We start from the raw sequence: 24,697 nt of genomic DNA on the forward strand, positions 1-24,697 counted from the left end.
GAAAGGAACGCCCATGTCCCGCATGACCACGATCATTGTCGCCCTCATTGGCACCGGCCTGATGATGACCTTTGTCATCGGTCTGTCGCATTCGATCTCGACCGGGTTTGCCGGGCTCAAGGGCGGTTTGCCCTTCATGATAATCGCGATCTTCGTGATTGCCCTTGCGCTTTACGATTTCTGGGAAGAAGCGGTCAGGAAAGACGACTAGATGGCGCGCAAGGTTCTCTGGATTCCGCGTCGCCTGTCAGACGCAACGCTGGAACGCGCGCAAGCCGATTACGAGTGCATCATCAACTGGGAAGATGGCCTGAGCAGCGCCGATGAGATCGTCGCGATGAGTGCTGAGGTGGATGCGATTATCCCCTGTCATTCCGAGCTTTTTACCGCAGAGGTCGCAGCGCGTCTTGATCCGCGTCTCAAGATCATCGCCAACCATTCGGTCGGTGTGGATCATTGCGACCTGCCGGCACTGAAGGCGCGCGGCATTGCGGTGACCAATACGCCTGACGTGCTATCCGATGCCACTGCCGAGATTGCGATGCTGCTGATGCTGGGCGCTGCGCGCCGCGCGGTCGAAGGCGACAGGCTGGTGCGAACCGGCGCATGGAATGTCTGGTCGCCCAGTTTCATGGTCGGCAAACAGGTGTCCGGCGCGCGGCTTGGCATCATAGGCATGGGCCGTGTAGGCCGGGCCTTCGCCGAAAAGGCGCGTGGTTTCGGGATGGAGATCCATTACTACAACCGCACCCGGCTTGATCCTGAACTGGAGCAGGGCGCGACCTTCTGCGACATGATCGAAAGCCTGCTGGCGGTGTCCGATTTCCTGTCGCTGCATTGCCCGGCCACGCCGGACACCACCGGGCTAATGAATGCCGAGCGTTTCGCGATGCTGCCGGACGGGGCGGTTCTGGTGAATACGGCGCGCGGGGCGCTTGTAGACGAGGCAGCTTTGCTGGTCGCGCTTTCCAGCGGTAAACTGTCTGCCGCCGGTCTGGATTGCTTTGTCACCGAACCCGGTGGCAACCCTGATTTTGCGGCACATGAGAATGTTTTTATGCTGCCCCATATCGGCAGCGCCACGGTGCAGACCCGCGATGCGATGGGGTTCCGCGCGCTTGATAATCTGGATGCGTTTTTCCGGGGCGATGCACCCAAAGACCTGCTGTAACGGCGCTATGCCACCGGCTTTCCGGCCAACCAGACCTGACGGATGGCGCGGTCGTCGCCCATCATGATGGTGGGAAAAACCGCTTCCCACAGGTCGCTGGCCTGAGCGTGACGTTGCGCAATTGCGGGGGTAGAGGCCAGATCAATCGCGATCACATCTGCTTCGGCACCGGGGGTGACGTTGCCGATAATGCCGCCCATATGCAGGGTTTCCGCCGAACCAACCGTGGCCAGCCACAAAAGCTGTGCGGGATGCAGGGCGGTCCCGGTCAGTTGCCCGATCTCGTAGGCCGCGGCCATGGTGCGCAGCATCGAAAAGCTGGACCCGCCGCCGGTATCGGTGGCAAGACCCACGCGCTGGCCTTCGGCGATACGCGCGGCAGTATTAAAAAGGCCCGAGCCGATGAAAGTGTTCGAGGTGGGGCAATGAATGAGTGCCCCGCCCACCTCGCGCAGGCGGTCGCGCTCACGCTCCTCAAGATAGATCGCATGACCATATAGCCCGCGTGCGCCCAAAAGGCCGTGAGTTTCGTAGGTATCAAGATAATCCCGCGCTTCCGGATAGAGCGATTTAACCCAGTCGATCTCGTCGGTCTGCTCGCTCAGATGGGTCTGCATCAGGCAGTCGGGATGCTCGGCCCACAGCGCGCCCATCGCCTCAAGCTGTTCTGGCGTTGATGTTGGCGAAAACCGCGGTGTGATCACATAAGAGAGGCGATCTACGCCGTGCCACTTTTCCAAAAGCGCTTTGCTGTCATCATAGCCCGATTGCGCCGTGTCGCGCAGCCCTTCGGGGGCATTGCGATCCATGCAAGTCTTGCCCGCGAAAACCCGCTGATTGCGGGTCTGGGCAGCGGCGAAGAAGGCATCGACACTTGTCGCATGGATGGTGCAATAGCTGCAGACCGAGGTGGTGCCATTTGATAACGTCAGATCAAGGTATCTACCTGCAATATCAGCAGCATATGTTGCTTCTTTAAACCGCATCTCCTCGGGAAACGTGTAACTGTTCAGCCAGTCGATCAGGCGTTTGCCCCAACTGGCGATCATCGCTGTCTGCGGATAGTGCACATGGGCATCGACGAACCCCGCCATGATCAGCGCGTCGCCCTGGCCCTGCACCTGCGCGCTCGGTGCGATTGCCTGCATCTCGGTCAGCGTGCCCGTCGCGGTGATGCGCCCGCACTGCATCAACACCGCTTCGGATAACCGGGCGGAGCCTGTCGGGTCGCCTTGAAACGGCGAGCCGGTGAAAGTAAGGACCTGCCCGGTCAGGATGGTATCTGGGTGGTTCATGGTGCCACGTGTTCCTGGTTGATTGCCGCCCGACAGGATACGCGCCGCTCATCCTCAGGTAAATCTGCCTATTTTCATTGTTTTCCCGAAGCTGCTTCTTTAATCCTCAAGGCAATCGCGAAGAGGAGGGGGCGCATGGCCGACGAACTTGACCAACACGACCCCGAAAAGAACCGCCCCGAGGACAATCACGAAGACACGCGCGAGGACGACCGCGAAGAAGACGTCTATCTGCTGAATCCTCAGGCGGTGGCGCGGATCATTCAGGCGGTTGATCTTGGCGATCAGCAATTGCTCTGGGACGAGATGGAGCCGCTGCACGCGGCCGATATCGCCGATCTTCTGGAGCAGATCAGCGCCTTTGACCGCCGTCGGCTGGTGGAACTTTACGGCGAGGAGTTCGACGGCGATCTGCTGACCGAGCTTGATGACTCGATCCGTGAGGAAGTGATCGGCATCCTGCATCCCGAGGTGCTGGCCGAAGCGGTGCGCGAGCTGGACTCCGACGATGTGGTCGATCTGGTCGAGGATCTGGAGGATGAGCAGCAAAACGCTATCCTCGAAGTGCTGGAAGACAGCGACCGGGTGGCGGTACGGCAATCGCTGACCTATCCGGAATACTCTGCTGGCCGGTTGATGCAGCGCGAGGTGGTGATGGCGCCCGAGCACTGGAATGTCGGCGAAGCCATTGATTACATGCGCAATCAGGACGATCTGCCGGAACAATTCTATCACATCATCCTGGTCGATCCCAAGCTGCGTCCGGTGGGCAATGTGATGCTGGGCAAGATCATGGCCTCGCCCCGGGTGGTGATGCTGACCTCGCTGGTGGAGGAGACATTCCATACCATCCCCGTCACACAGGACGAGGAAGACGTAGCCTATGCCTTCAACCAGTATCACCTGATCTCGGCCCCGGTGGTCGATGAAAACGAACGGCTGGTCGGTGTCATTACCATAGATGACGCGATGGTCGTGCTGGACGAAGAGCATGAGGAAGACATTCTGCGTCTGGCCGGGGTAGGCGAAAGCAGCCTGAGCGACAAGGTGATCGACACCACCAAGCGGCGCTTTCCCTGGTTGGCTGTCAATCTGGTCACCGCGATCCTCGCCTCGCTGGTGATTGCGCAGTTCGAGGCGGCGATTGCCCAGATCGTGGCCCTGGCGGTGCTGATGCCGATCGTGGCGTCGATGGGTGGTAACGCAGGTACACAAAGCCTGACCGTGGCTGTGCGCGCCATTGCCACCAAGGACCTGACCTCCAGCAACGTCTGGCGGGTCATCCGCCGCGAATGCATTGTTGGGCTGATCAATGGGCTGATCTTTGCGCTGGTAATGGGGGTCGTAGGCATCCTGTGGTTCGGTGGGCCCGAACTGGGCTATGTGATCGCTGCCGCGATGGTGATCAATCTGGTTGTGGCCGGCTTTGCAGGCACTGTCATTCCGGTGCTTCTGGACCGGGCGGGGATTGACCCGGCGCTGGCCTCGGGCGCGTTTGTCACGACGGTCACGGATGTGGTCGGATTTTTCGCCTTTCTGGGGCTGGCAGCGGTGGTACTTATATGAGCGATTTGCAGGCGATCAAGAATGCGGCGCGCAAGGCGGCCTTCGCCCGGCGCAAAAAGGCGCATGAGGCGGGTGGTGCGGGGCGCGCGGGGCTGCTATCGGGCGTGTTGGCGGGGTATCGCGGCGTGCCCCTGTCGGGCTTTATGCCGATCCGGACCGAGATCAGCCCGCTGCCGGTGATGGAAGAAGCAGCCGCACACGGCCTTGTCGGCGTGCCGGTAATCGAAGCCGCGGGCCTGCCGCTGAAATTCTCCCGCTGGGAGCCGGGCTGCGTGCTGAAAGACGGCCCCTTCGGCGCGATGATCCCCGAGGTGGATGATTTCTTTGAGCCGGAGATTCTGATCGTGCCTTTGGTCGCTTTTGACCGCAATGGCGGGCGGTTGGGTTACGGCGGCGGTTTCTATGATCGCACGATCGAGCTTTTGCGCTCGAAACGGCCGACTTTGGCGATCGGCTTTGCTTATGCGGCGCAGGAGGCGGAAAACCTGCCGCTGGAGCCCACGGATCAGCCGCTGGACATGATGGTGACTGAAAACGAGGTGATCACCTTTTAGAGGCAGCAAGGGCCATACAGATGGAGGGCGGTAATGGCAGAACTGGAAGACCGTATCGCGCAGGGGCGGGGTGACGTTCCGGCCGATCTGGTGCTGCGCGGGGGCCTTGTGTTCGATCTGGTCACCGGTGACCTGCTGGAAGGCGATGTAGCAATCTGCGGTGATACGATTGTCGGGATCGGCGAGCGCTACGAGGGCGGGGAGGTGATCGACGTCACCGGCCTCACGCTGGTGCCCGGCTTCATCGACACGCATCTGCATATCGAAAGCTCGCTGGTGACGCCGTTTGAGTTTGATCGGTGCGTCACGCCACGTGGGGTGACGACGGCGATCTGTGATCCGCATGAGATTGCCAATGTGATCGGCCCTGATGGAATCCGGTATTTCCAAAAAGCAAGCGAGCTGACGGTGATGGATATCCGGGTGCAGCTATCTTCCTGCGTGCCTTCGACCGATATGGAAACGTCCGGAGCCGCGATCACCGCTGAGGACCTGAAACCGTTGATGGAACATCCCTCGGGCATCGGGCTTGCGGAGTTCATGAATTATCCCGGCGTGATCCATCGCGACCCCGGGGCGATGGCCAAGCTGCGGCTTTATGAAAGCGGTCATGTGGATGGTCATTGCCCACAGCTTTCGGGGCGTGATCTGAACGCCTATATCGCTGCTGGAATCCGCACCGAGCATGAGGCGACGACCGCCGAAGAGGCGCTCGAGAAGCTGCAGAAGGGGATGCGTGTGCTGATCCGGGAGGGGTCGGTCAGCAAAGACCTGGTTGCGTTGCAGCCTCTGCTGACCGAGCGGACCTCGGCCTATATGTGTCTGTGCACTGACGATAGGAATCCGCTGGACATCGCCGAGCATGGCCATCTGGATTACATGATCCGTACGCTGATCGCGCTCGGGACGCCTGCGTTGGCGGCCTATCGAGCGGCCTCGCTGTCGGCGGCGGAGGCGTTCGGGCTGAAGGATCGCGGCCAGATTGCCCCAGGCAAACGCGCGGATATCGTGGCGGTGCGGTCGCTGGAGGATTGTGATGCGCAGATGGTTTTCTGCGCGGGCCGACGGGTGAGCGATGCGGCTTTTGCTCAGCGCGAGACTGTATCGCCGGTTGGACGGCGCTCGGTCAACGCGCCGACGGTCGCGGCGCGCGATTTCCGGAGCGCCGGGAACCGGGAGGCAACGGATGTGATCGGCATCCTTGAGGGCAAGATCATCACTGAGCATCTGCACGAGGACATCGCCATCGTGGACGGCGACAAGCGCCCCGATCCGGCGCGCGATCTGGCGCGGATCGCGGTGATCGAGCGCCACGGCCGCAACGGCAATATCGCGACCGGCTTCGTGCGTGGCTTTGGCTTACAGGCTGGGGCCATCGCCTCGACCGTGTGCCATGACCACCATAACATCGCCTGTGTCGGGGTTGATTATGACGACATGGCGCTGGCGGCGAACCGGCTGGGCGAGATCGAAGGCGGGTTTGTGGTGACCAGAGGCGGTGAAGTGCTGGCGGAGCTGGCGCTGCCGGTGGCCGGGCTGATGAGCCTTGAACCATTCGAGACGGTGCGCGACCGGCTGGATGTCTTGCGCGACGCGGCGCGGGGTCTGGGGGTGGTGCTGGAAGAGCCGTTCCTGCAACTGGCCTTTCTGGCGCTTCCGGTCATCCCGGCGCTCAAGATCACCGATCGCGGGCTGGTGGATGTGGAAAAGTTCGAGATCATCGGTTAACGCTTCTGGCATTGGGCGGACATTGCACTCTTGAAATACTGCGCCGCGCGATTGCCAGACCGCGGGTGGCGACCAGACCTTTGTGGAACGCGCTTTATCCCAGCCAAATCATTGAAAGCTAAGAATGTTACGAAACCTCTCAAAGTCGCCAGCCCTTGTGGGTGGTCTGGCGACCGCGCGGCGGCCCTCGGCCTTGATTCCGCGCGAGGTGCGATCTCTCAATGGCGGCTCAGGGCCAAGCTCGGTAAATTGAACTCCGCCCGAAACCACTCAGAAAAAAGGCACGCCTTGGTACAGGCGTGCCTTTAAGAACGGGTTTGGCCCTAACAACTACATCTTGCACTCATCCACATAGACGTTGGCGTGATCTTCCAGGGCCGTGCCGATGATCTTGTTGGTGAAAACGTCGCCTTCCTTGATAACCTCGCGCACATAGATGGTCTGCACCGGGTGATGATTGGCGGCGAATTTGAAATCGCCCCGGGTCGAGGCGAAATCGGCCTCCATCAACGCCGCGCGGAAGGCATCGGCGTCGCTGACATCCGCCTTGCCTATCGCGCTGATCAGCAGGTTGGCCGTGTCATAGCCCTGAGAGGCATAGAGCGAGGGCAGGCGGCCATATTCGGTCTGAAACGCCTCGACAAAGGCGGCGTTGGCCGGGTTGTCGATATCCTTGTTCCACTGGCTGGTGTTTTTCACCCCGATCGCCGCGTCGCCAACCGCCTGCAGGATGCCCTGATCAAAGCTGAAGGCTGGGCCGACGACCGGCAGGTCGAGCCCGCTGTCGGATAGCTGTTTGAGAAAGGAAATCCCCATGCCGCCGGGCAGGAAGAAGAAGATACTGTCGGCGTCACTTGCCCGGATCTGCGCGATCTCGCTGGCATAATCCTTCTGGCCAAGCTTGGTGAAGATCTCACCGGCCAACTCGCCCTCGTAAAGCCGCTTGTAGCCGGTCAGCGCATCCACGCCCGCCGGATAGTTGGGCGCAAGGATGAAGCTCTTCTTGAACCCTGCCGAGTTGGCATAACCGCCCGCGGCCTCGTGCAGGTTGTCATTCTGCCAGGCGACGTTGAAATAGTTCGGGTGGCAGCCCTTTCCCGCCAGCGCCGACGGCCCGGCATTGGGTGACAGGTAGAACTTACCTTGCGCGGTGGTTGCGGGCACCACGGCCATGGCGAGGTTCGACCAGATGATGCCGGTCAGCACGTCCACTTTCTCGGATTGGATCATCTTGTCGGCCAGTTGCACCGCGATCTCGGGCTTGCGCTGATCATCCTCGACGACAATCTCCAGATTATCATTCCCGGCCATCTTGGCTGCCAGCAGGAACCCGTCGCGCACGTCGATACCAAGGCCCGCGCCACCGCCCGAAAGCGTGGTGATCATGCCCACCTTGACCTTGCCATCTGCGGCTAGCGCACCGGTGCCAAGCGCACCCATGCAGGCGGCAGCGATCAGTGATTTCAATTTCATATTCCGTCTCCCTTGTTAGTCTTAGAACGCCTTGAAGGTCAGCGTCGTTTCTGTCCGCTCGATCCCGTCAATATCGAGCAGTTTTTCGTTGATGAAATGGCCCACATCCTCGGTCTCGGGGATGTAGAGCTTGAGCAGCAGGTCAAACGGGCCCGAGGTCGAATGCAGTTCCGAATGAATCTCGCGCAGGGCGATCTGTTCGGCGACAGCGTAGGACGTGCCCGGCCTGCAGCGGATATTGACGAAAACGCAGCGCATGAAGCGGCCTCCCCTATGATCTTGAAGGCATTAAAGACGAAAACGGACGCGGAAGGGAACGGCGAATATCATTTTTCATTGTTTTTCGATCACCAGGATCTCGCAATAGAACTGAGGTTCGGTTGTCGGCATCATTTGAAACGCCTCGCCACGGCTGACCAGCGACAACTGCCCCGCCTCTTCAAGCCGGGCAAAGATGTCCGCATATCCGAATTCCACCCAGGCCTCGGTGGCGGCGGCAAAGATGATCTTGCCGCCGGGACGCAAAATACGGACAAACTCGTTCAGACTGGCACAGGGCATTTGCGAGGTGGTGCCACAGGTCACGACCGCATCGAAAGAGTCGCCGTCAAAGTTGGTCCTCTTGCTCAGATCGCATTGGTGAACCTCATCATAGATCCCCTTGCCGCGTGCGATTTCGAGCATCTGTGCCGAGTAGTCAACCGCCACCAGATGCCGAAATCCTTCATCCTTCATCGCCTGTCCGACAAGGCCGGTCCCTGCGCCTGCGTCCATGACCCGTGCCGATTTATCCAGATGTTCTACGGCAACCTTCACGGTTTCCCGGGGCGCAAGATAATCCTCTATGTTGCCGACGTCGGCATCGTATTGCGCGGCCCACAGATCATATCTGCGGCGCAATTCCTCATTATCCGGTGCGCGAATAACCCAGGATACCCGGTCCTGTTGATTGTCGGGTAATTCATTCGTCGTCATACCAGCCCCCCGTCATGGTTCGCATCATGCGCACCCTATCTGACGGTGGACGATCTGACCATGCGGATACCGTCAGACCGTCAGGTGCCGCGCCCGCGAGCCGCGTTCGATGGCAGCAGCGTGCAGCCGGTCGACATTGAGTTCATAGCGGATTTCCTCAAGAATCCGCAGCTCGCTTTCTTCCAGCATGCCATCGGCGGCGGCGACATCGCAGGCCAGGGCATAGGCCGTTTCAAACAGGCGTTCCGGCAGGTTGTCGCGCACCAGGCCAAACAGCGCTTCGAGCCCGTCTTCAACGCTGAAAAGGTCAAATACGGTTTGCGCGATCAGCCGCATCCGGTCTGAATCGTAGCCTGCGAAGACCGGCAGGTTATTCACCGCGTTTTCGATCTTGACCAGTTCGGAGGTGCGGATGTTTTCATCCGAGGCCGAAACCGCGATCATCACCGCCACAAGGCAGTCCTGAGGCGTCAGTGGATGCGGGATTTGTTCGGTCATGGGGCTTCCTTTTCAAAGCGGTGTTGCAGTGCAGAATATTGACTGTCTGCCCGGTGAGCAATAGGAAGCGCTTTACGCTGGGGCGCGACGAATGCGCCCGGAAAACCGGAGTACCCCCGATGTCTGATCTGCGCGACGCTGCACTGCAATCGAAAGCATGGCCTTTTGAAGAAGCGCGCCGCGTGCTCAAGCGCTATCACAAGGCGCCGCCGGAAAAAGGGTATGTGCTGTTTGAGACCGGCTATGGCCCCTCGGGCCTGCCGCATATCGGCACCTTTGGCGAAGTGGCACGCACCACCATGATCAAGCGCGCCTTCGAAGAGATCAGCGATATTCCGACCAAGCTCATCTGCTTTTCGGATGACCTCGACGGGATGCGCAAGGTGCCCGGCAATGTGCCCGACCCCGCGCAGCTTGAACCTTATCTGCAAATGCCCCTGACCTCCGTTCCCGACCCCTTTGGCACGCATGCTAGTTTTGGTGATCATAACAACGCCATGCTCCGGCGGTTTCTGGATACGTTCGGTTTCGAGTACGAGTTCTATTCAGCCCGCGAATTCTATCACACAGGGCAGTTTGACGAGATCCTGAAACGTGCGGTGGAACGCTATGACGAGATCATGGCGATTATGCTCAAAAGCCTGCGCGACGAACGTGCGGCAACCTATTCCATCTTCCTGCCGCTGCATCCGGATACCGGCCGCGTGCTTTATGTGCCGCTCAAGAAAGTTTGCCCCGAGACCTATACGATCACCTTCGATGACGAGGACGGCAAGGAATGGACCGTGCCAGTGACCGGCGGCAATGTGAAGCTGCAATGGAAGCCTGATTTCGGCGCGCGATGGGCGGCGCTTGGCGTTGATTTTGAAATGTATGGCAAGGAGCACGCCACCAACGAGAAGATCTATGACGCCATCTGCCGCGCGCTTGGCGGGCGGGCACCGGAACACTTCTCATATGAGCTGTTTCTGGATGAAAACGGTCAGAAAATCTCAAAATCCTCGGGCAATGGGGTCAGCATCGACGAATGGCTGACCTATGCCTCGACGGAAAGCCTGTCCTATTTCATGTATCAGAAGCCCAAAACCGCCAAGCGGATGCATTTCGACGTGATCCCCAAAGCCGTCGACGAATATCATCAGCAATTGCGGGCCTACGCGACGCAGGACGCCAAGGGCCGTCTCAACAACCCGGTCTGGCACATCCACGGGGGCGACGTGCCCGAAAGCCACATGGTGGTGCCGTTCTCGATGCTTCTGAACCTCGCGTCGGTTTCAGGGGCCGAGGACAAGGATCAGCTCTGGGGCTTCATCCGGCGCTATGCGCCCGAGGCGAGCGCCGAGACCAACCCCGACATGGATCAGGCCGCCGGTTTTGCGCTGCGCTACTACAATGACTTCGTGAAACCCGCCAAGACCTACCGGTTGCCCACCGATCTGGAACGCGAAGCGCTGGAAGATCTGCGGGCGCAGCTTGCGGCCTGGCAGGGTGGTCTGGATGCCGAGGAACTGCAAAGCATTGTCTTCGCTTGCGGGCGCGAGCGGTTTGACCCGCTGCGTGACTGGTTCAAGGCGCTCTACGAGGTCTTGCTGGGCGCCAGTCAGGGGCCGCGCTTTGGCGGATTTATCGCACTCTACGGTGTTGAGGAAACCATCGGGTTGATTGATGATGCTTTGGCGGGCAAGCTGGCGTGACATGACCGGATCCGGCGATGTCGGATGATCAGCGCAATCCGGCCAAGATCAAAATTTAACAAACAATCAACAAAAACGTGCGACAGGTCCGCACATAGCAGCGTGGCAGGAAAGATTGCAGATTGCTGTTGATTGGCAGGAGTGGAGTAAAGAAATGCAGAAACATTCGAAAGTGGCCTTGGGCCTTGGCATAGCCTCACTTCTGGCGGTGTCGGGCTGTATTGATCCGGCTGATTACGAAACGACACCCGTAGAGGTTCAAACGGCCAAGGGTGTCGTGACCTGCCAGCTTTACCGAGAGAAACAGGTGGTCTGGGATGAAGCGATTTCGATCCCGCCGGGCATGACCATCCGCGAAGGTGACCAGATTTGCGTGAACGAAGGGATTCGCAGACTCAAGAAGTAGTGGCGGCCGGATTTGGCGGCGTATGATCCGACAAAAAGCCATCACACCTTGCGCCAGATCAAAGCTCTCTGAACCGGTTTGTAGAAAGCTTTGGCCAGGAGGGCGGTCATGAAGCCATTTACATTACTCGTTCCAGCGTTGGCGATTGCTGCCTGCGCCAGCGCCGTGTCGATGCCGGAAGCCCCGGAAGGCCGGGCACTGTTTGCCGAGAATTGCGTGCAATGCCATGGCGTATCGGGCCGGGGGAACGGACCGTGGGCCGGGGCGCTGTCTCCTCCGCCCGCGGACCTGACGCGGCTAGCCGAGGGTGGCGCTTTCCCTAAAGCGCGGGTGCTGTCGGTTATTGACGGATATGACCGCTCCGACCTGCCGGGCAAGGAGATGCCGGAATTCGGCCTGCTTCTAAGGGGGGATACGGTACCGGTCGATGTGGGTGATGGGGTGTTGACACCAACGCCGCGCCCGCTGGCGGCTCTACTGGCCTATCTGGAGAGCATTCAGCGCTGAATGCCGCGCCGCAACTCGACGATTGACTTTCCCAGCCGGAATGGGGCGGCAAAGCTGACCAGACAAAGCGCGATGATCTGCAGAACCAGGATATGAGAATTGGCCTGCAGAAATTCCCATTCTTCTTTCAGCTTTCCGACCTGGGCGATCAGGTCGGTATAGCTTTGTGCAATGATCTGAAAATTGGCGGCAACGCCGGGCCGGGTGCTGCGCAGGGCGTTCATCGCAGGGATTGTGGCATCGTCCAGTGGCGGGAAACTCAGGAACTCGCTGGTGTCGAAACTATCGGCCTTTTCGACCATGGCATGCATATTTTCCCCCTGGCCGGTGCCCTTGACAATGAAATGCAACCCCCTGAGCGGGGCGACCTCGTCGGTCACCGCGATAAAGAGCGGCAGCGCGGCATTTTCGGCGGTGGAGGCCGATAGGAAATCGACCTTGTCGCAGAGCGTCGCGATATCGGTGTTTTCTGGTGCTTCGCAATAGGTCAGGCGAAAGCGGGCGGCGTCCTGATCGAAGGAGGCAGTGGCGGCAAAGGCAATATCAATCTGTCGGTCGATGCGACTGCTGTCGGCCTTATAGATGCCTGCCAGAACCGCGACCAATGCGCCAAATCCACCCAGTACGACCCAGATCAGATCGGCCATCAGCCAGGCGCGATGACCGGCGGGTTTTCGGAAGATCAGCGCGGTACCCACCAGCCCCGCAAGAAAGAACGCCATCAGCAACAGAAATTGGTTGTCGGCAATGAACGTCATCCGGCACCCCCTGCGGGCTGGCTGCAGATACCCTTGGTTTTAACGCCATCCCACGGCAGATGAACCTTGTCGGGAATGGTCAATTCCCGCAGCGGGAAAGCGCCTTTGAGCAAGGTTTCCAACCGCTTGGTACGCGGCGCATCAGGATCGAGCGCGGCGCAGCACACATATTCCTCGACGATACCGGCTTGTTGTTCATATCCGTAGTCAAGAAATCGCGTTTTTGTGTCGAGATCGAAAAGATACGGGTCCGCGCTTACCTGGTGTTCGTTCGCTGCGCGCAGCGGCGTATAACCGGTTGTCTTGCGGTTCTGCCATTGCCAGACATGGGTGATCTCGTGAGCGAATAGCATCGCGGTCAGCAGGTTCAGTTTATCCGGATAATCCTGCAGGTAATCGTCAAGATACCAGTCGCGGGCGTAGAAAACCTTGTTGTGGATCACCATTGCCACCGGACCGACGGTCACCATCTCGGTTGGCGGCTCGGGCAGGATCAACTCGCGACAGGCCAGACGCGGACGTTTGGGGCGCTGATAGGTAACCCCACCTACCGGAGAGCCGTGAATGGCGCGGATACGCGACGTATCAATTGTCGGGCCATGTAGTTGCCGCGCAAAGGTTTTTTCGGCTGGCGTCAGCGGGCGACCACAGGCCGCAAGGATCAGGAGCAGGAGAATTAACGCGCGCATATCGGGCACGTTAACAAGAGATCCATCCCCGCGCGAGTAGAATGTTCGTGACCTCGCTGACACCGCCGTGCCCGGTTTGACAGCATGGTTGGTCAGCCTTTTCGCACGGCGATTTCCTGTAGAAGTTCCGCCGTGTGCTGCCCGCGCTTTGGCGGTGTACGAATGGGGCCTGCCTTGCCGTCAAATCGCGGCGCCGGGGCCGGTTGCAACATGTCGTTCACGTATTGCCAGACCGATCTTTCGGCCATGTGCGGTTCTTGTACGGCCTCTTCGGGTGACAGGACCGGGGCGACACACGCATCCGAGCCCGCGAACAGATCACGCCAATGCGCGACGGGTTCTGCCGCCAGGATCGCGGCCAGTTTCTGGGTCTGCGTGGGCCATTGGGATCGGTCGAACTGTGCGGCGAAGGCCGGATCATTGTCGAGCGTCATCAGCCGCAAAAACTCCGCGTAGAATTTAGGCTCAAGACACTGAACGCTCAGAAACCTGCCATCGGCGCACGTATAACAGCGCGACCAGTGCGGTCCGTCAAGCAGGCTCTGCCCGCGCGCCATGCTCAGGTTGTCGGTTGGGCGCATTGCCATCAACAGCGCCATCATATGTGCCGAACCATCGACAATGGCCGCATCAACGACGGTGCCCTTCCCAGTACGACTGGCCTGTAGCAACCCGGCCAGAATCCCCGCCACAAGATAAAGCGCGCCGCCGCCGATATCCCCGACCAGGGTGGCCGGCGCCAGCGGTGGCGTTTCGGGAAGAGAGGCGTACCAATAGGCACCCGAGGTGGCGATGTAATTATAGTCATGCCCTGCGGTCTGCGCGCGCGGACCAGCCTGACCCCAGCCGGTCATGCGGCCATAGACCAGCTTGCGGTTGTCGGCTTGGCAAACCTCGGGGCCCAGCCCAAGCCGCTCCATCACGCCGGGCCTCAACCCTTCGACCAGCGCGTCGGCGGTACTGATCAGTGCACGGGCGTTTTGCTGATCGGCGCTGTCTTTGAGGTCGAGCACGATGGATTTCTTGCCACGATCCAGAAGGCTGGCATCGCCGGTAATCTCTGGCGCAGGGCCGGGGCGGTGAACGGTGATCACCTCGGCCCCCAGATCGGCCAGCATCATGGTTGCAAATGGCGCCGGGCCCAGCCCCTCAAACTCGATTATGCGTATGCCCTGCAACATCCGGGTCCCTCCGTGCCGTCTCCGAAGACTAGAACGTGTATACGCCCGGTGAAAGAGGGGTCAGTAGCCGCGGCCGCCTTGCCGATGCGGCGCCCCACGCAGTTTCTTCTGCCGCTCGCGCAGGAACACGAATAGACCCGAACCCAGCACCAGCAGGATGCCGAGACTGACGACAGCGTCGGGCAGTTCCCCCCACAAGGACCAGCCCCAGAAGACCGCCAGCGGTAAGCCCAGATATTCGAAGGGCGCAATCGTGGCGGCATCCGCCTGACGATAGGCTTGTGCCAGCGCATAGCCAACGATTGCCGTGTTCAAACCCAGGCCCAGAAAGAGGTAAAGGTCGCTGCCTTCGGGCCAGACCCAGGCACGCAGCAGAAAAACCAGGCTTTCGCTCTCCAGCGCTTCGGCATAGCGCCCGTCGCCCGCCACGACCCAGAACCCCAAGCTGACGACGATGAAGAGGGCCTGCAGGTAGGTCGACAGCACCGAGGCCTTTGTCGTCGTGCCCAGCTTCCGGGTCAGAACCTGGGTGATGGCATAGGCGAAGGCCGCCACGATTGGCAGAAGGTAGATCAGCAACGAGACTTCGCGTGTCTCGCCGCTTTGCCAGGGGCGGGTCATGATCAGCACACCGATGAAACCGACAACCACCGCACCAAGCCGCAAGGGCCCGACTTTCTCGCCCAGGACGGGTATGCTGAGAAGCGTGATAAGCAGCGGGCCGATAAAGAAAATCGCGGTGGCTTCGGCCAGTGTCAGGACCGCCAGCGCGGTAAAGAAGGTCAGGTTTGCAATCACCAGCGTGGCACAACGCAACAGGTGTAGCCCGGGTGTTTTCGTCAGCAGGATGCGCCAGCCGCCTTCGAGTTGCACCAGCATCAGGCTGAAGATGATGCCGATCACCGAGCGGGTAAAAACCATCTGATGCAACGGATAGCCACCGGACAAGAGTTTGATCAGCATGTCGTTGACGGAAATAGCAACGGTCCCGATCAGGATAAATCCAATACCAACTGCCGGGTTCTGAAGTCTGATCTCTGCCGTCATCGGGGTGCCCTTTCCAGCGCGCCCTAACACTTTTGTCTAAGGTGGTCACGCCGGTTTGCGACTTCTCAGCCGATTGGTGGCACGTTAGGATGAAGCGGCAATCAGCCAGGGGGCATTATCATGAAAATGAGTGACGAACGCGACATCAAGGTTGATCGGTCCACAGTCTGGGCTGCGCTCCTGAGTCCGGAAATGCTGAAGGAATGCGTGCCCGGCGCGCAGGAGGTCACCGGCACCCCCGAAGACGGTTTCGAGGCCGTCGTGGTGCAAAAGGTCGGTCCCGTCAAAGCCACCTTCAAAGGCACGGTGACGCTGTCGAATATGGTCGAGGGCGAAAGCCTGACCTTGACCGGCGAAGGCAAGGGTGGTGCTGCCGGTTTCGCCAAGGGTGGCGCGGATGTGCGGCTGGAAGATAGCGATACGGGCACCCGCCTGATCTATGATGTCGAGGCCAAGGTAGGTGGAAAACTGGCGCAGCTGGGCAGCCGCATCGTCGACGGGTTTGCCAAGAAGATGGCGGACCAGTTTTTCGCTCGCTTCGAAGCCGTGTTGGAGGGCCCGACCGAGAACGATGAGGCGCCGGAGATAGAAAAGAAAGGCTGGCTCAAGCGCCTGATCAGCTAGGGGCAGGGCATATCGGGATATTTGAGTCGTCCGATGTCTGCATTGAGCCCAATGCAGACCTCGGGGCTAATCCAACTGGTCCCAAAGGTGCGGCTGAAGATCAATCACATTCTTCTGACACCCTTCTTCCCAAGGGAAGAGCCCTTGTTGTGCACCGGGCCACACCAATTGATATACTTCCGGCTCACCTTTATTACCGGAATCACGCCATAGCCAATCAGCCGCTGTAGTATATTTGGTGTGTAAATCTCGTCGAATAGCTTTACGACTGATACACTGAAAACCTTCGAGCAGATCATCCCACTGCATGCCGTCTTCTGGCCTTCGACCAGATTCCATTTGGTGGTAAACCTCTCCAAGCATGTGATGCATCAAATCTTTTTGTAAGCCAAAGACGATAAATTCTGGCGCATCTAGAGACTTTGTGAATCCCACCGAATATCCGAAATCTGGATCTTCCCCATCAGCGTCGAAGACAAATCTAAACAGCCAGCCATACTGTTCAACAGTCGATAGAATATCGCGCTCTTGGTCCGAATACTTTTTTAAACTCGTAAACAGTTTTCTAATTCGTCGCATCTCATACCGATTGGTGTTTTTTCCAATACGCACCTAAATTGATTAGAGCCTCTTGGGCAACGTATATTTGCGACTCCAGCACTGGATGTCCGCTTCGTCCGCATAGCTGACTTTTGCACTGCGATAATTGCCATAGATTCTCTCTGCGGTCCGCCGTTAAGGCAACAACATTCGTTTACCGGAAATCTTCAATTTCGGAACTTCTATGTGCACACATGCAGATGTTCCTCTGCTTCAATCCGGCATTTTCACGGGTTCGTGAATGACATAGGGTCACTCGGATCAAGTGAAGGATGTCGCTATGCCCATTGTCGAAGTCAACGACCTGCGCAAGATCTACAAAGGGGGGTTCGAGGCGCTCAAAGGGGTTTCGCTGACCATAGAAGAGGGCGAGATACTGGCGCTTCTCGGGCCCAATGGGGCGGGGAAAACCACCCTTATTTCAACCCTTTGTGGCATCACGACACCCAGTTCCGGGTCAGCCAGTGTGGGGGGATTCGATATTCAGACCGGGTTTCGCGGGGCGCGGCAGTTAATTGGTCTCGTACCGCAGGAGGTGGCGCTGGAGCCGTTCGAGAAGGTGCTGAACACAGTGCGGTTCTCGCGCGGGCTTTTTGGTAAGAAGCGTGATGATGCGCTGATCGAACGCATCCTGCGTCAGCTCTCGCTCTGGGATAAAAGAGACAGCCGGATCATGGAGCTTTCCGGCGGGATGAAGCGTCGGGTTCTGATCGCCAAGGCGCTCTGCCATGAACCTCGCGTGCTGTTTCTGGATGAACCGACTGCCGGTGTGGATGTCGAGCTGCGCAAGGACATGTGGAAGATCGTCGAGGGGCTTAAGGCGGACGGTGTGACCATCATCCTGACTACCCACTATATCGAGGAAGCCGAGGCGATTGCCGACCGGGTTGGCGTGATCTCGAAGGGGGAGTTGCTGCTGGTCGAGGAAAAGAACGCGCTGATGACGCGGATGGGCAAGAAGACCCTGCGTGTTGATCTGCTGGAAACGGTCGACGCGGTGCCACAATCTCTGTCGGACTATGATCTGGAGCTGAGCGAAGATGGTGCCAGCCTGACCTATCACTACGATACACGCGGCGAAGGCACCGGTATTACGCGGCTTTTGCAGGCACTGGCGAAAGAAGGGCTGAGCCTGCGCGACATTCAGACCACACAAAGCTCTCTGGAAGAGATTTTCGTGGATCTGGTGCAGGAGGACGCGGCATGAACTTCCCTGCAATCAAGGCGATCTATATCTATGAAATGAAGCGATTTTTCCGCACCTTGATGGAAAGCTTCCTGTCGCCGGTGATATCGACCTCGCTGTATTTTGTGGTCTTTGGGGCGGCGATCGGCAGTCGGATCGATCAGGTCGATGGCGTTACCTATGGCGCGTTCATCGTGCCGGGGCTGATCATGTTGTCGGTCATGACACAATCGATCAGCAATGCGTCCTTCGGCATCTATTTCCCGAAATTTATCGGCACGATTTTCGAGCTGCTCTCGGCCCCGGTAAATTTCCTTGAGATTGTGATGGGCTATGTCGGTGCGGCGGCCACCAAATCGCTGTTTATCGGCGTGGTGATCCTGATCACGGCGGAATTCTTTGTCGATTTGGATATTCAGCACCCGGTGGCGATGATGGCCTTTCTGGTGCTCACCTGCCTGTCCTTTTCGCTCTTTGGGTTCATCATTGGTATCTGGGCGAAGAACTTCCAGCAATTGCAGCTGATCCCGCTTCTGGTGATCACGCCGCTGGTTTTCCTTGGCGGCTCTTTCTATTCGATCTCGATGCTGCCGCCGGTCTGGCAGACGATCACGCTTTTCAACCCTGTGGTCTATCTGATCTCTGGGTTTCGCTGGTCTTTCTTCGGCACAGCAGATGTGGCCATCGGGTTCAGTTTGCTGGCAATCGCGGTTTTCACTGCGATTTGCCTCGCGATCATCTGGTTCATTTTCAAGACCGGGTATCGCATCAAATCGTGACGCCGCGTTGGCGCGCCGTGACTTATTTGCCCTTGGCGCATAACTTTTTTGGAATCTATGCCTTTGGGTACCCCCGGTTACCTTGTTTGTCGGCCATGGGCATTCTACATCGGGCTTCATGAAACGCTGGATCCCATTTGTAAAATCCGACCCGACCGTTGCTGTGATCCGCCTCGCTGGATCGATCGGCGCAGGTAGTCGTGCGCAGCTAAACGACGAGGCGATGGCCCCGATCATCGAAAAGGCCTTTAAGCGCGGCAAGCCCGCGGCCGTGGCGTTGGTGATCAATTCACCTGGTGGCTCGCCGGTCCAATCGGCGCTGATCGCGGCCCGTATCCGCCGCCTGGCCGAGGAAAAGGCCATTCCGGTACATGCCTTTGTCGAGGATGTCGCGGCCTCCGGTGGGTATTGGCTGGCGACGGCAGCGGATGACATCTGGGTTGACCCGGCCTCCGTTGTCGGGTCGATCGGCGTTATCGCCGCAGGCTTCGGCGCCCCGGTCTTTCTGGCACGACAGGGGCTTGAGCGGCGCGTGCATACCTCGGTCAAATCGAAAAGCATGCTGGATCCGTTTCAGCCTGAAAAAGCCGAAGACGTCGCGCGGCTCAAGACCATTCTTGAGCAGATGCACACCACCTTCACCGACCATGTGTCGGCACGCCGCGGTGATCGCCTGACCGACAAGGAGGATCTGTTTACCGGCGAGTTCTGGTTGGGCCGGCGCGCTGTCGAACTGGGGCTGGTTGACGGTATCGGCCATGTGGTGCCCAAGCTGAAAGAGCTTTATGGAGACAAGGTGCGGTTTGCCAATTACGGCCGCAAACGCGGTTTGTTGCAGCGGTTTGGCGCAACCATGGCGCAGGATGCGATCGCGGCGGTTGAAGAACGCGCCGATTTCGCGCGGTTCGGGCTCTGACGTGATCGTTAAGATCGTCATACTCTTTCTTGTTGCGATGGGCGTGCTGGCGATGTTCGGCAAGCTGCGCTTTCCCGGTCAACAGCGGCTGAATTCGGCCAAATGCCCGAAATGCGGACGGTTTCGCATAGGCAAGGGGCCTTGTAGCTGCGGTAAAGGGCAGGGCAAATGATCCCGTGGATGCTTGCTGGTCTGGGCCTTGTGATCCTGCTGCTGGCGGGCGACGCACTGGTAAAAGGTGCGGTCAATCTCAGCCTGCGGGTCGGCATTCCGGCGCTGATCGTCAGCCTGACGATTGTGGCCTTTGGTACATCTGCGCCTGAGCTACTGATTTCGATCAACGCGGTAACCGAAAACAAGCCCGGTCTGGCGCTAGGTAATGTGATCGGTTCAAACACTGCGAATGTGCTTCTGGTTCTTGGCGTGCCAGCTTTGCTGGCCACGCTGCATACCAGCGGCTGTAAATGCCGTAAAACCTATATGCTCATGATGGGGGCGACGCTTCTGTTCATCGGGTTGGCGTTCACCGGCGAATTTACCTTCATTTCAGGGTTGATCCTGCTGGCGGCGTTAAGCCTAGTGCTGGCCGATGCCTTCCGGGACGCGAACCTGCACCGTAAAGAAATCGCGAAGATGGCGCTGGCCGATGCGGAAGAGGGCGAAGAGGTCGAGGGCGCTGATCCGGACATGCCGTGGTGGCAGATCGCCGTTTTTCTGATCCTTGGCCTGATCGGGCTGCCCCTGGGGGCGGAACTGCTTGTCGATAATGCCTCGATCATCGCGCGGCGCTACGGGGTCAGCGATGCGGTCATCGGGCTGACACTGGTGGCGATCGGTACTTCGTTGCCGGAGCTGGCCACAACCGTGATGGCCGCCTTGCGCAAACAGGCTGATGTGGCCCTGGGCAACGTCATCGGCTCGAACATGTTCAACCTGTTGGCCATTATCGGCATCACGGCGCTGGTGGGGCGCATTCCGGTCGACCCTCAATTTCTGCAATTCGATCTCTGGGTGATGCTGGCGGCATCACTGATGCTGATCCCCTTCGTGATCTTCAAACAGGATATTGGCCGCAAATGGGGGATCGCCTTGACCGGGCTGTATCTGGTCTATCTTGCCATTGTACTGATCTGAACGGAGGCGGGCGATGACACGGGCATTGGTAACCGGCGCGGGCAAAAGACTGGGCCGCGCAATGGCTTTGGAACTTGCGCGCCGGGGATACGACGTGGCAGTGCATTATGCGTCGTCGGAAACCGACGCGCACGAGGTCGTGGCCGAGATCACCTCTCTGGGTCGGAATGCTGTAGCGTTGGGGGCGGACATGCTGGATGAAAGTCTGGTCGCTGCATTGGTGCCCCGGGCGACAGAGGCGCTTGGCGGACCGCTGACCACGCTGATCAATAATGCCTCGATCTTTGAGTATGACACGCTGGCGTCTGCGACGCGCACCAGCTGGGACCGGCACCTTGAGAGCAACCTGCGTGCACCCTTCGTGCTGATGCAGGCGATGGCGGCAGATGTGCCTGACCCGGTGCCGGACGCGGCAGGCGAGCCCGTCGCGCAGGGCCTTGTCGTTAATATGATCGATCAGCGCGTCCGCAAACTGACACCCGAATTCATGAGCTACACGCTGGCCAAAGCCGGTTTGTGGACGCTTACCCAGACAGCTGCGCAGGCGCTGGCGCCAAAGATCCGCGTCAACGCTATCGGCCCCGGTCCGACCTTGCAGGGGCATCGGCAGAGCGACGGGCATTTCCGGCGTCAGCGGCAGGCGACAATCCTGCAGCGCGGGGCAAACGAAAGCGATGTGATTGCGGCGTTGGCGTACTTTCTGGAGGCGCCTTCGGTGACCGGACAACTCATTTGCACTGATGGTGGCCAGCATCTGGGCTGGCAGACGCCAGACGTTCTGGGGGTCGAGTGATCGGTTCCCATAACCCCAAGTTTTGCACTTGTTACATTGGCGATAAAGATTTGTTGCAAAACTTTTAATGTTTTCAGTATTTTGGCGATGCAGTATATATTTTTCGTTTAAAAACAGTGCCCTGCAAGAGTGCCTAAAAAATAGGCAAATCAGCGAAGTGGGCAAAAAACAACGATATTTTGCCGATCACGGAAAGTTATCTGCAGACTTATCCACATGAAGCGTGGAAAGGTTTCCTCTTGCCTCTCAAACGATATGGTTGCAGCAGGTCAGAGAATCATACCCAAAAGACTATGGCAGACATCGCACAGGAAAAATCGCCGAAAACCGGCCATGACGTGATCCAGTCCTATCTCAGGACATTGGATGCGTCTCCGGGTGTTTATCGCATGCTCGATGCGCAGGCGCGGGTGCTTTATGTCGGCAAGGCGCGCAACCTGAAAGCCCGGGTTTCCAGCTATGCGCGGCCCACCGGACACACGCCCCGGATCGCCCGCATGATCTCGCAAACTGCGTCGATGATGTTTCTGACCACCAGAACGGAAACCGAGGCGCTGCTGCTGGAGCAGAACCTGATCAAGCAGCTGAAACCGCATTTCAACGTACTTCTACGCGACGATAAAAGCTTTCCGAATATCCTGGTCACCAAATCGCACGACTTCCCGATGATCAAAAAGCATCGCGGCGCGAAAAAGGAAAAGGGCGCCTATTACGGGCCGTTTGCCGGGGCAGGGGCGGTGAACCGGACACTGGCGCAGTTGCAGCGGGTCTTCCTGCTGCGTAATTGCAGCGACGCGATGTTCGAAAGCCGAACGCGACCCTGCTTGCAATACCAGATCAAACGCTGCACCGCGCCCTGCGTCGGCCATATCTCGAAAGCCGACTATGCCGTGACGGTTGCAGATGCGGAACGCTACCTGTCGGGCAGGTCGACCGAAATTCAGGCCAAGCTGGCCGCGCAGATGGCCGAGGCGTCAGAGTCGTTGGAATTCGAGAAGGCTGCGGCCCTGCGCGACCGGATCAAGGCGCTGACGCAGGTACAGACCAATCAGGGGATTAATCCGCGTACGGTTGAGGAAGCCGATATCGTGGCGCTGCATCTTGAGAATGGCCAGGCCTGCGTGCAGGTGTTTTTTATTCGAGCGGGACAGAATTGGGGCAATCGGGACTTCTACCCGCGTGTGGGTGCAGATGTCGAAGAGGCCGAAGTGCTCGAAGCGTTCCTGGGCCAGTTTTACGACACCAAGGAACCACCCCGGCAAGTGATCCTGTCGCACCCGATCGAAAATACCGATCTGATGCAGGAGGCGCTGAGCGGTAAGCTAGGGCGCAAGGTTCAGGTTATCGTGCCGCAGCGGGGCGAAAAGGCCGAGCTGGTCGATGGCGCTACGCGCAACGCCCGTGAAAGCCTTGGCCGCAAGATGGCCGAGACCGCGACGCAGGCGAAGCTGCTGAAGGGATTGGCCGAAGCGTTTGATCTGGACAAACCGCCTGCCCGGGTCGAGGTGTATGACAACAGTCATATCCAGGGTACCAATGCAGTCGGCGCGATGATCGTAGCCGGGCCGGAAGGCCTGATGAAGAACAGCTATCGCAAGTTTAACATCCGCGGCGACGATCTGACACCGGGCGATGATTTCGGCATGATGAAAGAAGTGCTAACAAGACGTTTCAAACGCTTGCTCAAAGAGGACCCCGGACGCGATCAGGGGCTCTGGCCCGACCTGTTGCTGATTGACGGGGGCGCCGGACAAGTCAGCGCGGTGGCCAGCATCATGCGCGAGATGGATGTCGAGGATATCCCGATGGTCGGGGTCGCCAAGGGTGTGGATCGCGATCATGGCAAAGAGGAGTTTCATCGCATCGGTCAACGGCCGATGGCGTTGCAGCGCAATGACCCGGTTCTCTATTTCATTCAGCGGCTCAGGGATGAGGCACACCGGTTTGCCATTGGCACTCACCGGGCGAAACGGGCGAAATCGGCCATCGCCAGCCCGCTTGACGAAGTGCCGGGCGTCGGGGCGGCGCGAAAACGAGCATTGTTGGCGCATTTCGGGTCGGCCAAGGCGGTCAGTCGGGCCAATCTGTCGGACCTCAAGGCGGTCGATGGTGTTTCCGAGGCATTGGCGCAGAAACTCTATGATTTTTTTCATGAAAAGGGCTGAGATCGCAGTGCTTTCCCTTGGGCAAAGATGCAGGTAGAACCAATTCATGACCTTTACGATCCCAAATATCCTGACGGTTTTCCGGCTGCTTGCGGCGCCGGGAGTGGCCGTGATGTTTCTATATTTTACAAGGCCTTATGCGGATTGGTTCGCGTTGCTTCTGTTCGTCATGGCGGCGATCACCGATTGGTTCGACGGCCACCTGGCGCGTAGCTGGAAGCAGGAAACCAAGCTTGGCACGATGCTTGATCCGATCGCTGACAAGGCGATGGTGGTGATCGCTCTGATGGTGATTGTGGGCTATTCCAGCTACTCACCCTGGCTGGTGTTGCCGACGACCGTAATCCTGTTCCGCGAGGTGTTCGTCTCGGGCCTCAGGGAATATCTGGGCGATACGGCGGGCACCCTGAAGGTGACGAAGCTGGCCAAGTGGAAGACCACCGCGCAAATGGTTGCGATTGCGGTGCTTTTTTCCCAGGGCGTGTTCGAACATTATTTCGGTATGTCGGTTTTCGGTATGGATGAAACCATGGTAATCGACATTCTGGAAGGCCGGGAAAAGGATGTTCTGGGCTTGAACTGGAAGCTGGCGGGCATGGAATGGGCTGGGTTTATTGGGTTGTGGCTGTTGTGGATCGCTGCGGGGCTGACGCTGGTTACCGGGTTTGACTACTTCCAGAAATCAATACCTTATCTCAAGGAGCATTCCTGATGGATGTGCTGTATTTTGCCTGGGTGCGTGAGCGGATCGGGGTGCCGAAGGAAAAGATCGACACCGTGCCAGCCACGGTGATGGCGCTTGTCGACGAATTACGGAGCCGGGAGGCGCGGTATGAGGCGGCCTTCGCCGATCTGAGCGCGCTGCGGGTGGCGGTGGATCAGGAGCTGAGCGACTTTGATGCGCCACTTGATGGCGCTCGCGAAGTTGCTTTTTTTCCTCCGATGACAGGGGGTTAGC

28 protein-coding genes are annotated in these 24,697 nt (G+C 58.7%); 18 read left to right on the forward strand and 10 right to left on the reverse strand.

From position 1 onward, the window contains the following. The first annotated feature begins 13 nt into the window (after nt 1–13). Both LC334_RS04045 and LC334_RS04050 read left to right on the forward strand, forming a co-directional pair. Nucleotides 14–211 (forward strand): hypothetical protein, encoded by a 198-nt coding sequence (locus LC334_RS04045; RefSeq protein ID WP_085798961.1) that lies wholly within the window; start codon nt 14–16, stop codon nt 209–211. After that, entirely contained in the window at nt 212–1,171 is a 960-nt protein-coding gene (locus tag LC334_RS04050) for a 2-hydroxyacid dehydrogenase (protein ID WP_085798962.1), read from the forward strand. Between the two features lie 5 nt (nt 1,172–1,176). Here the strand turns inward: LC334_RS04050 and guaD are convergent, their stop codons facing one another. Further along, nucleotides 1,177–2,466, reverse strand: a complete 1,290-nt coding sequence (gene guaD, locus LC334_RS04055) for a guanine deaminase (RefSeq protein WP_085798963.1) — start codon at nt 2,464–2,466, stop codon at nt 1,177–1,179. Nucleotides 2,467–2,601: 135 nt separating this feature from the next. On the opposite strand from guaD, the gene mgtE reads away from it, so the two are divergent. The 3 genes from mgtE to ade are packed head-to-tail and all read left to right on the forward strand — an operon-like array spanning nt 2,602 to nt 6,314. Then, a complete protein-coding gene (gene mgtE, locus LC334_RS04060) occupies nt 2,602–4,032 on the forward strand; it encodes a magnesium transporter (RefSeq protein WP_085798964.1) in 1,431 nt (476 codons plus the stop codon). Then, entirely contained in the window at nt 4,029–4,586 is a 558-nt protein-coding gene (locus LC334_RS04065; RefSeq protein WP_085798965.1) for a 5-formyltetrahydrofolate cyclo-ligase, read from the forward strand. Before mgtE ends, LC334_RS04065 begins: the two co-directional genes overlap by 4 nt. A gap of 33 nt (nt 4,587–4,619) precedes the next feature. Beyond that, the gene (ade, locus tag LC334_RS04070; RefSeq protein WP_085798966.1) at nt 4,620–6,314 is read left to right on the forward strand and encodes an adenine deaminase; all 1,695 of its coding nucleotides are present in this window, start codon (nt 4,620–4,622) and stop codon (nt 6,312–6,314) included. Nucleotides 6,315–6,644: 330 nt separating this feature from the next. Here ade and LC334_RS04075 read toward each other — a convergent pair whose 3' ends face one another. The 4 genes from LC334_RS04075 to LC334_RS04090 all read right to left on the reverse strand — a co-directional run bounded on the left by LC334_RS04075 (nt 6,645) and on the right by LC334_RS04090 (nt 9,260). Further along, complete coding sequence (locus LC334_RS04075) at nt 6,645–7,787, reverse strand: ABC transporter substrate-binding protein (protein WP_085798967.1); 1,143 nt, start codon at nt 7,785–7,787, stop codon at nt 6,645–6,647. A 21-nt stretch (nt 7,788–7,808) separates the two neighbouring features. Continuing rightward, entirely contained in the window at nt 7,809–8,045 is a 237-nt protein-coding gene (locus tag LC334_RS04080) for an Lrp/AsnC family transcriptional regulator (protein WP_085798968.1), read from the reverse strand. A 75-nt stretch (nt 8,046–8,120) separates the two neighbouring features. Further along, nucleotides 8,121–8,762: a class I SAM-dependent DNA methyltransferase gene (locus LC334_RS04085; protein WP_085798969.1), complete on the reverse strand. Its 642-nt coding sequence runs from the start codon at nt 8,760–8,762 to the stop codon at nt 8,121–8,123. Between the two features lie 72 nt (nt 8,763–8,834). Further along, nucleotides 8,835–9,260, reverse strand: a complete 426-nt coding sequence (locus LC334_RS04090; RefSeq protein ID WP_085798970.1) for a tellurite resistance TerB family protein — start codon at nt 9,258–9,260, stop codon at nt 8,835–8,837. A gap of 119 nt (nt 9,261–9,379) precedes the next feature. Between LC334_RS04090 and LC334_RS04095 the strand changes: the two genes are divergently transcribed. From LC334_RS04095 to LC334_RS04105, 3 genes are all read left to right on the forward strand, one after another. Further along, nucleotides 9,380–10,954, forward strand: a complete 1,575-nt coding sequence (locus LC334_RS04095; protein WP_085798971.1) for a lysine--tRNA ligase — start codon at nt 9,380–9,382, stop codon at nt 10,952–10,954. Nucleotides 10,955–11,108: 154 nt separating this feature from the next. Further along, nucleotides 11,109–11,360 (forward strand): hypothetical protein, encoded by a 252-nt coding sequence (locus LC334_RS04100; protein WP_085798972.1) that lies wholly within the window; start codon nt 11,109–11,111, stop codon nt 11,358–11,360. A gap of 108 nt (nt 11,361–11,468) precedes the next feature. Continuing rightward, a complete protein-coding gene (locus LC334_RS04105; protein WP_085798973.1) occupies nt 11,469–11,867 on the forward strand; it encodes a c-type cytochrome in 399 nt (132 codons plus the stop codon). On the opposite strand, the gene LC334_RS04110 is transcribed toward LC334_RS04105, so the two are convergent. The 4 genes from LC334_RS04110 to LC334_RS04125 form a co-directional block, all read right to left on the reverse strand. Next, entirely contained in the window at nt 11,858–12,625 is a 768-nt protein-coding gene (locus LC334_RS04110; RefSeq protein WP_085798974.1) for a hypothetical protein, read from the reverse strand. The genes LC334_RS04105 and LC334_RS04110 overlap by 10 nt on opposite strands. Then, the gene (locus tag LC334_RS04115) at nt 12,622–13,314 is read right to left on the reverse strand and encodes a hypothetical protein (protein WP_085798975.1); all 693 of its coding nucleotides are present in this window, start codon (nt 13,312–13,314) and stop codon (nt 12,622–12,624) included. Before LC334_RS04115 ends, LC334_RS04110 begins: the two co-directional genes overlap by 4 nt. A 92-nt stretch (nt 13,315–13,406) precedes the next feature. Then, nucleotides 13,407–14,495, reverse strand: a complete 1,089-nt coding sequence (locus LC334_RS04120; RefSeq protein WP_085798976.1) for a CaiB/BaiF CoA transferase family protein — start codon at nt 14,493–14,495, stop codon at nt 13,407–13,409. 60 nt (nt 14,496–14,555) lie between these two features. Beyond that, nucleotides 14,556–15,542, reverse strand: a complete 987-nt coding sequence (locus tag LC334_RS04125; RefSeq protein WP_085798977.1) for a DMT family transporter — start codon at nt 15,540–15,542, stop codon at nt 14,556–14,558. 120 nt (nt 15,543–15,662) lie between these two features. Here LC334_RS04125 and LC334_RS04130 point away from each other — a divergent pair, with 120 nt between their 5' ends. Further along, nucleotides 15,663–16,166: a CoxG family protein gene (locus tag LC334_RS04130; RefSeq protein WP_085798978.1), complete on the forward strand. Its 504-nt coding sequence runs from the start codon at nt 15,663–15,665 to the stop codon at nt 16,164–16,166. Nucleotides 16,167–16,232: 66 nt separating this feature from the next. Here LC334_RS04130 and LC334_RS04135 read toward each other — a convergent pair whose 3' ends face one another. After that, nucleotides 16,233–16,778, reverse strand: a complete 546-nt coding sequence (locus tag LC334_RS04135) for a DUF4262 domain-containing protein (protein ID WP_139836292.1) — start codon at nt 16,776–16,778, stop codon at nt 16,233–16,235. A gap of 268 nt (nt 16,779–17,046) precedes the next feature. On the opposite strand from LC334_RS04135, the gene LC334_RS04140 reads away from it, so the two are divergent. The 9 genes from LC334_RS04140 (at nt 17,047) to moaD (ending at nt 24,696) form a co-directional block, all read left to right on the forward strand. Beyond that, nucleotides 17,047–17,973: an ABC transporter ATP-binding protein gene (locus LC334_RS04140; protein WP_085798980.1), complete on the forward strand. Its 927-nt coding sequence runs from the start codon at nt 17,047–17,049 to the stop codon at nt 17,971–17,973. Continuing rightward, nucleotides 17,970–18,731, forward strand: a complete 762-nt coding sequence (locus LC334_RS04145) for an ABC transporter permease (protein ID WP_085798981.1) — start codon at nt 17,970–17,972, stop codon at nt 18,729–18,731. Before LC334_RS04140 ends, LC334_RS04145 begins: the two co-directional genes overlap by 4 nt. Nucleotides 18,732–18,849: 118 nt before the next feature. Further along, entirely contained in the window at nt 18,850–19,647 is a 798-nt protein-coding gene (locus LC334_RS04150) for a S49 family peptidase (RefSeq protein WP_085798982.1), read from the forward strand. Nucleotide 19,648: 1 nt separating this feature from the next. Further along, complete coding sequence (locus LC334_RS04155) at nt 19,649–19,819, forward strand: hypothetical protein (RefSeq protein WP_176237616.1); 171 nt, start codon at nt 19,649–19,651, stop codon at nt 19,817–19,819. Continuing rightward, complete coding sequence (locus LC334_RS04160) at nt 19,816–20,781, forward strand: calcium/sodium antiporter (protein ID WP_085798984.1); 966 nt, start codon at nt 19,816–19,818, stop codon at nt 20,779–20,781. Before LC334_RS04155 ends, LC334_RS04160 begins: the two co-directional genes overlap by 4 nt. Before the next feature lie 13 nt (nt 20,782–20,794). After that, complete coding sequence (locus LC334_RS04165; protein ID WP_085798985.1) at nt 20,795–21,574, forward strand: SDR family oxidoreductase; 780 nt, start codon at nt 20,795–20,797, stop codon at nt 21,572–21,574. A 293-nt stretch (nt 21,575–21,867) separates the two neighbouring features. Next, complete coding sequence (gene uvrC / locus LC334_RS04170) at nt 21,868–23,739, forward strand: excinuclease ABC subunit UvrC (RefSeq protein ID WP_085798986.1); 1,872 nt, start codon at nt 21,868–21,870, stop codon at nt 23,737–23,739. 46 nt (nt 23,740–23,785) lie between these two features. Next, nucleotides 23,786–24,451: a CDP-diacylglycerol--glycerol-3-phosphate 3-phosphatidyltransferase gene (pgsA, locus tag LC334_RS04175; RefSeq protein WP_085798987.1), complete on the forward strand. Its 666-nt coding sequence runs from the start codon at nt 23,786–23,788 to the stop codon at nt 24,449–24,451. Further along, entirely contained in the window at nt 24,451–24,696 is a 246-nt protein-coding gene (gene moaD, locus LC334_RS04180) for a molybdopterin converting factor subunit 1 (RefSeq protein ID WP_085798988.1), read from the forward strand. Before pgsA ends, moaD begins: the two co-directional genes overlap by 1 nt. Nucleotide 24,697 lies beyond the last annotated feature (1 nt).

It is taken from the genome of Roseovarius aestuarii, assembly GCF_019966515.1.
GTDB lineage: Bacteria > Pseudomonadota > Alphaproteobacteria > Rhodobacterales > Rhodobacteraceae > Roseovarius > Roseovarius aestuarii.

Bases quoted from the DNA above. Each gene is read 5' to 3' on its own strand.
- LC334_RS04125 (WP_085798977.1), bottom strand. From the start codon at position 15,542: ATGACGGCAGAGATCAGACTTCAGAACCCGGCAGTTGGTATTGGATTT.
- LC334_RS04150 (WP_085798982.1), top strand. From the start codon at position 18,850: ATGAAACGCTGGATCCCATTTGTAAAATCCGACCCGACCGTTGCTGTG.
- LC334_RS04130 (WP_085798978.1), top strand. From the start codon at position 15,663: ATGAAAATGAGTGACGAACGCGACATCAAGGTTGATCGGTCCACAGTC.
- LC334_RS04080 (WP_085798968.1), bottom strand. From the start codon at position 8,045: ATGCGCTGCGTTTTCGTCAATATCCGCTGCAGGCCGGGCACGTCCTAC.
- LC334_RS04050 (WP_085798962.1), top strand. From the start codon at position 212: ATGGCGCGCAAGGTTCTCTGGATTCCGCGTCGCCTGTCAGACGCAACG.
- LC334_RS04160 (WP_085798984.1), top strand. From the start codon at position 19,816: ATGATCCCGTGGATGCTTGCTGGTCTGGGCCTTGTGATCCTGCTGCTG.
- LC334_RS04075 (WP_085798967.1), bottom strand. From the start codon at position 7,787: ATGAAATTGAAATCACTGATCGCTGCCGCCTGCATGGGTGCGCTTGGC.
- LC334_RS04140 (WP_085798980.1), top strand. From the start codon at position 17,047: ATGCCCATTGTCGAAGTCAACGACCTGCGCAAGATCTACAAAGGGGGG.
- uvrC (WP_085798986.1), top strand. From the start codon at position 21,868: ATGGCAGACATCGCACAGGAAAAATCGCCGAAAACCGGCCATGACGTG.
- LC334_RS04145 (WP_085798981.1), top strand. From the start codon at position 17,970: ATGAACTTCCCTGCAATCAAGGCGATCTATATCTATGAAATGAAGCGA.
- moaD (WP_085798988.1), top strand. From the start codon at position 24,451: ATGGATGTGCTGTATTTTGCCTGGGTGCGTGAGCGGATCGGGGTGCCG.
- LC334_RS04095 (WP_085798971.1), top strand. From the start codon at position 9,380: ATGTCTGATCTGCGCGACGCTGCACTGCAATCGAAAGCATGGCCTTTT.
- LC334_RS04065 (WP_085798965.1), top strand. From the start codon at position 4,029: ATGAGCGATTTGCAGGCGATCAAGAATGCGGCGCGCAAGGCGGCCTTC.
- LC334_RS04100 (WP_085798972.1), top strand. From the start codon at position 11,109: ATGCAGAAACATTCGAAAGTGGCCTTGGGCCTTGGCATAGCCTCACTT.
- LC334_RS04045 (WP_085798961.1), top strand. From the start codon at position 14: ATGTCCCGCATGACCACGATCATTGTCGCCCTCATTGGCACCGGCCTG.
- LC334_RS04105 (WP_085798973.1), top strand. From the start codon at position 11,469: ATGAAGCCATTTACATTACTCGTTCCAGCGTTGGCGATTGCTGCCTGC.
- LC334_RS04110 (WP_085798974.1), bottom strand. From the start codon at position 12,625: ATGACGTTCATTGCCGACAACCAATTTCTGTTGCTGATGGCGTTCTTT.
- pgsA (WP_085798987.1), top strand. From the start codon at position 23,786: ATGACCTTTACGATCCCAAATATCCTGACGGTTTTCCGGCTGCTTGCG.
- LC334_RS04165 (WP_085798985.1), top strand. From the start codon at position 20,795: ATGACACGGGCATTGGTAACCGGCGCGGGCAAAAGACTGGGCCGCGCA.
- guaD (WP_085798963.1), bottom strand. From the start codon at position 2,466: ATGAACCACCCAGATACCATCCTGACCGGGCAGGTCCTTACTTTCACC.
- LC334_RS04120 (WP_085798976.1), bottom strand. From the start codon at position 14,495: ATGTTGCAGGGCATACGCATAATCGAGTTTGAGGGGCTGGGCCCGGCG.
- LC334_RS04085 (WP_085798969.1), bottom strand. From the start codon at position 8,762: ATGACGACGAATGAATTACCCGACAATCAACAGGACCGGGTATCCTGG.
- LC334_RS04115 (WP_085798975.1), bottom strand. From the start codon at position 13,314: ATGCGCGCGTTAATTCTCCTGCTCCTGATCCTTGCGGCCTGTGGTCGC.
- ade (WP_085798966.1), top strand. From the start codon at position 4,620: ATGGCAGAACTGGAAGACCGTATCGCGCAGGGGCGGGGTGACGTTCCG.
- LC334_RS04090 (WP_085798970.1), bottom strand. From the start codon at position 9,260: ATGACCGAACAAATCCCGCATCCACTGACGCCTCAGGACTGCCTTGTG.
- mgtE (WP_085798964.1), top strand. From the start codon at position 2,602: ATGGCCGACGAACTTGACCAACACGACCCCGAAAAGAACCGCCCCGAG.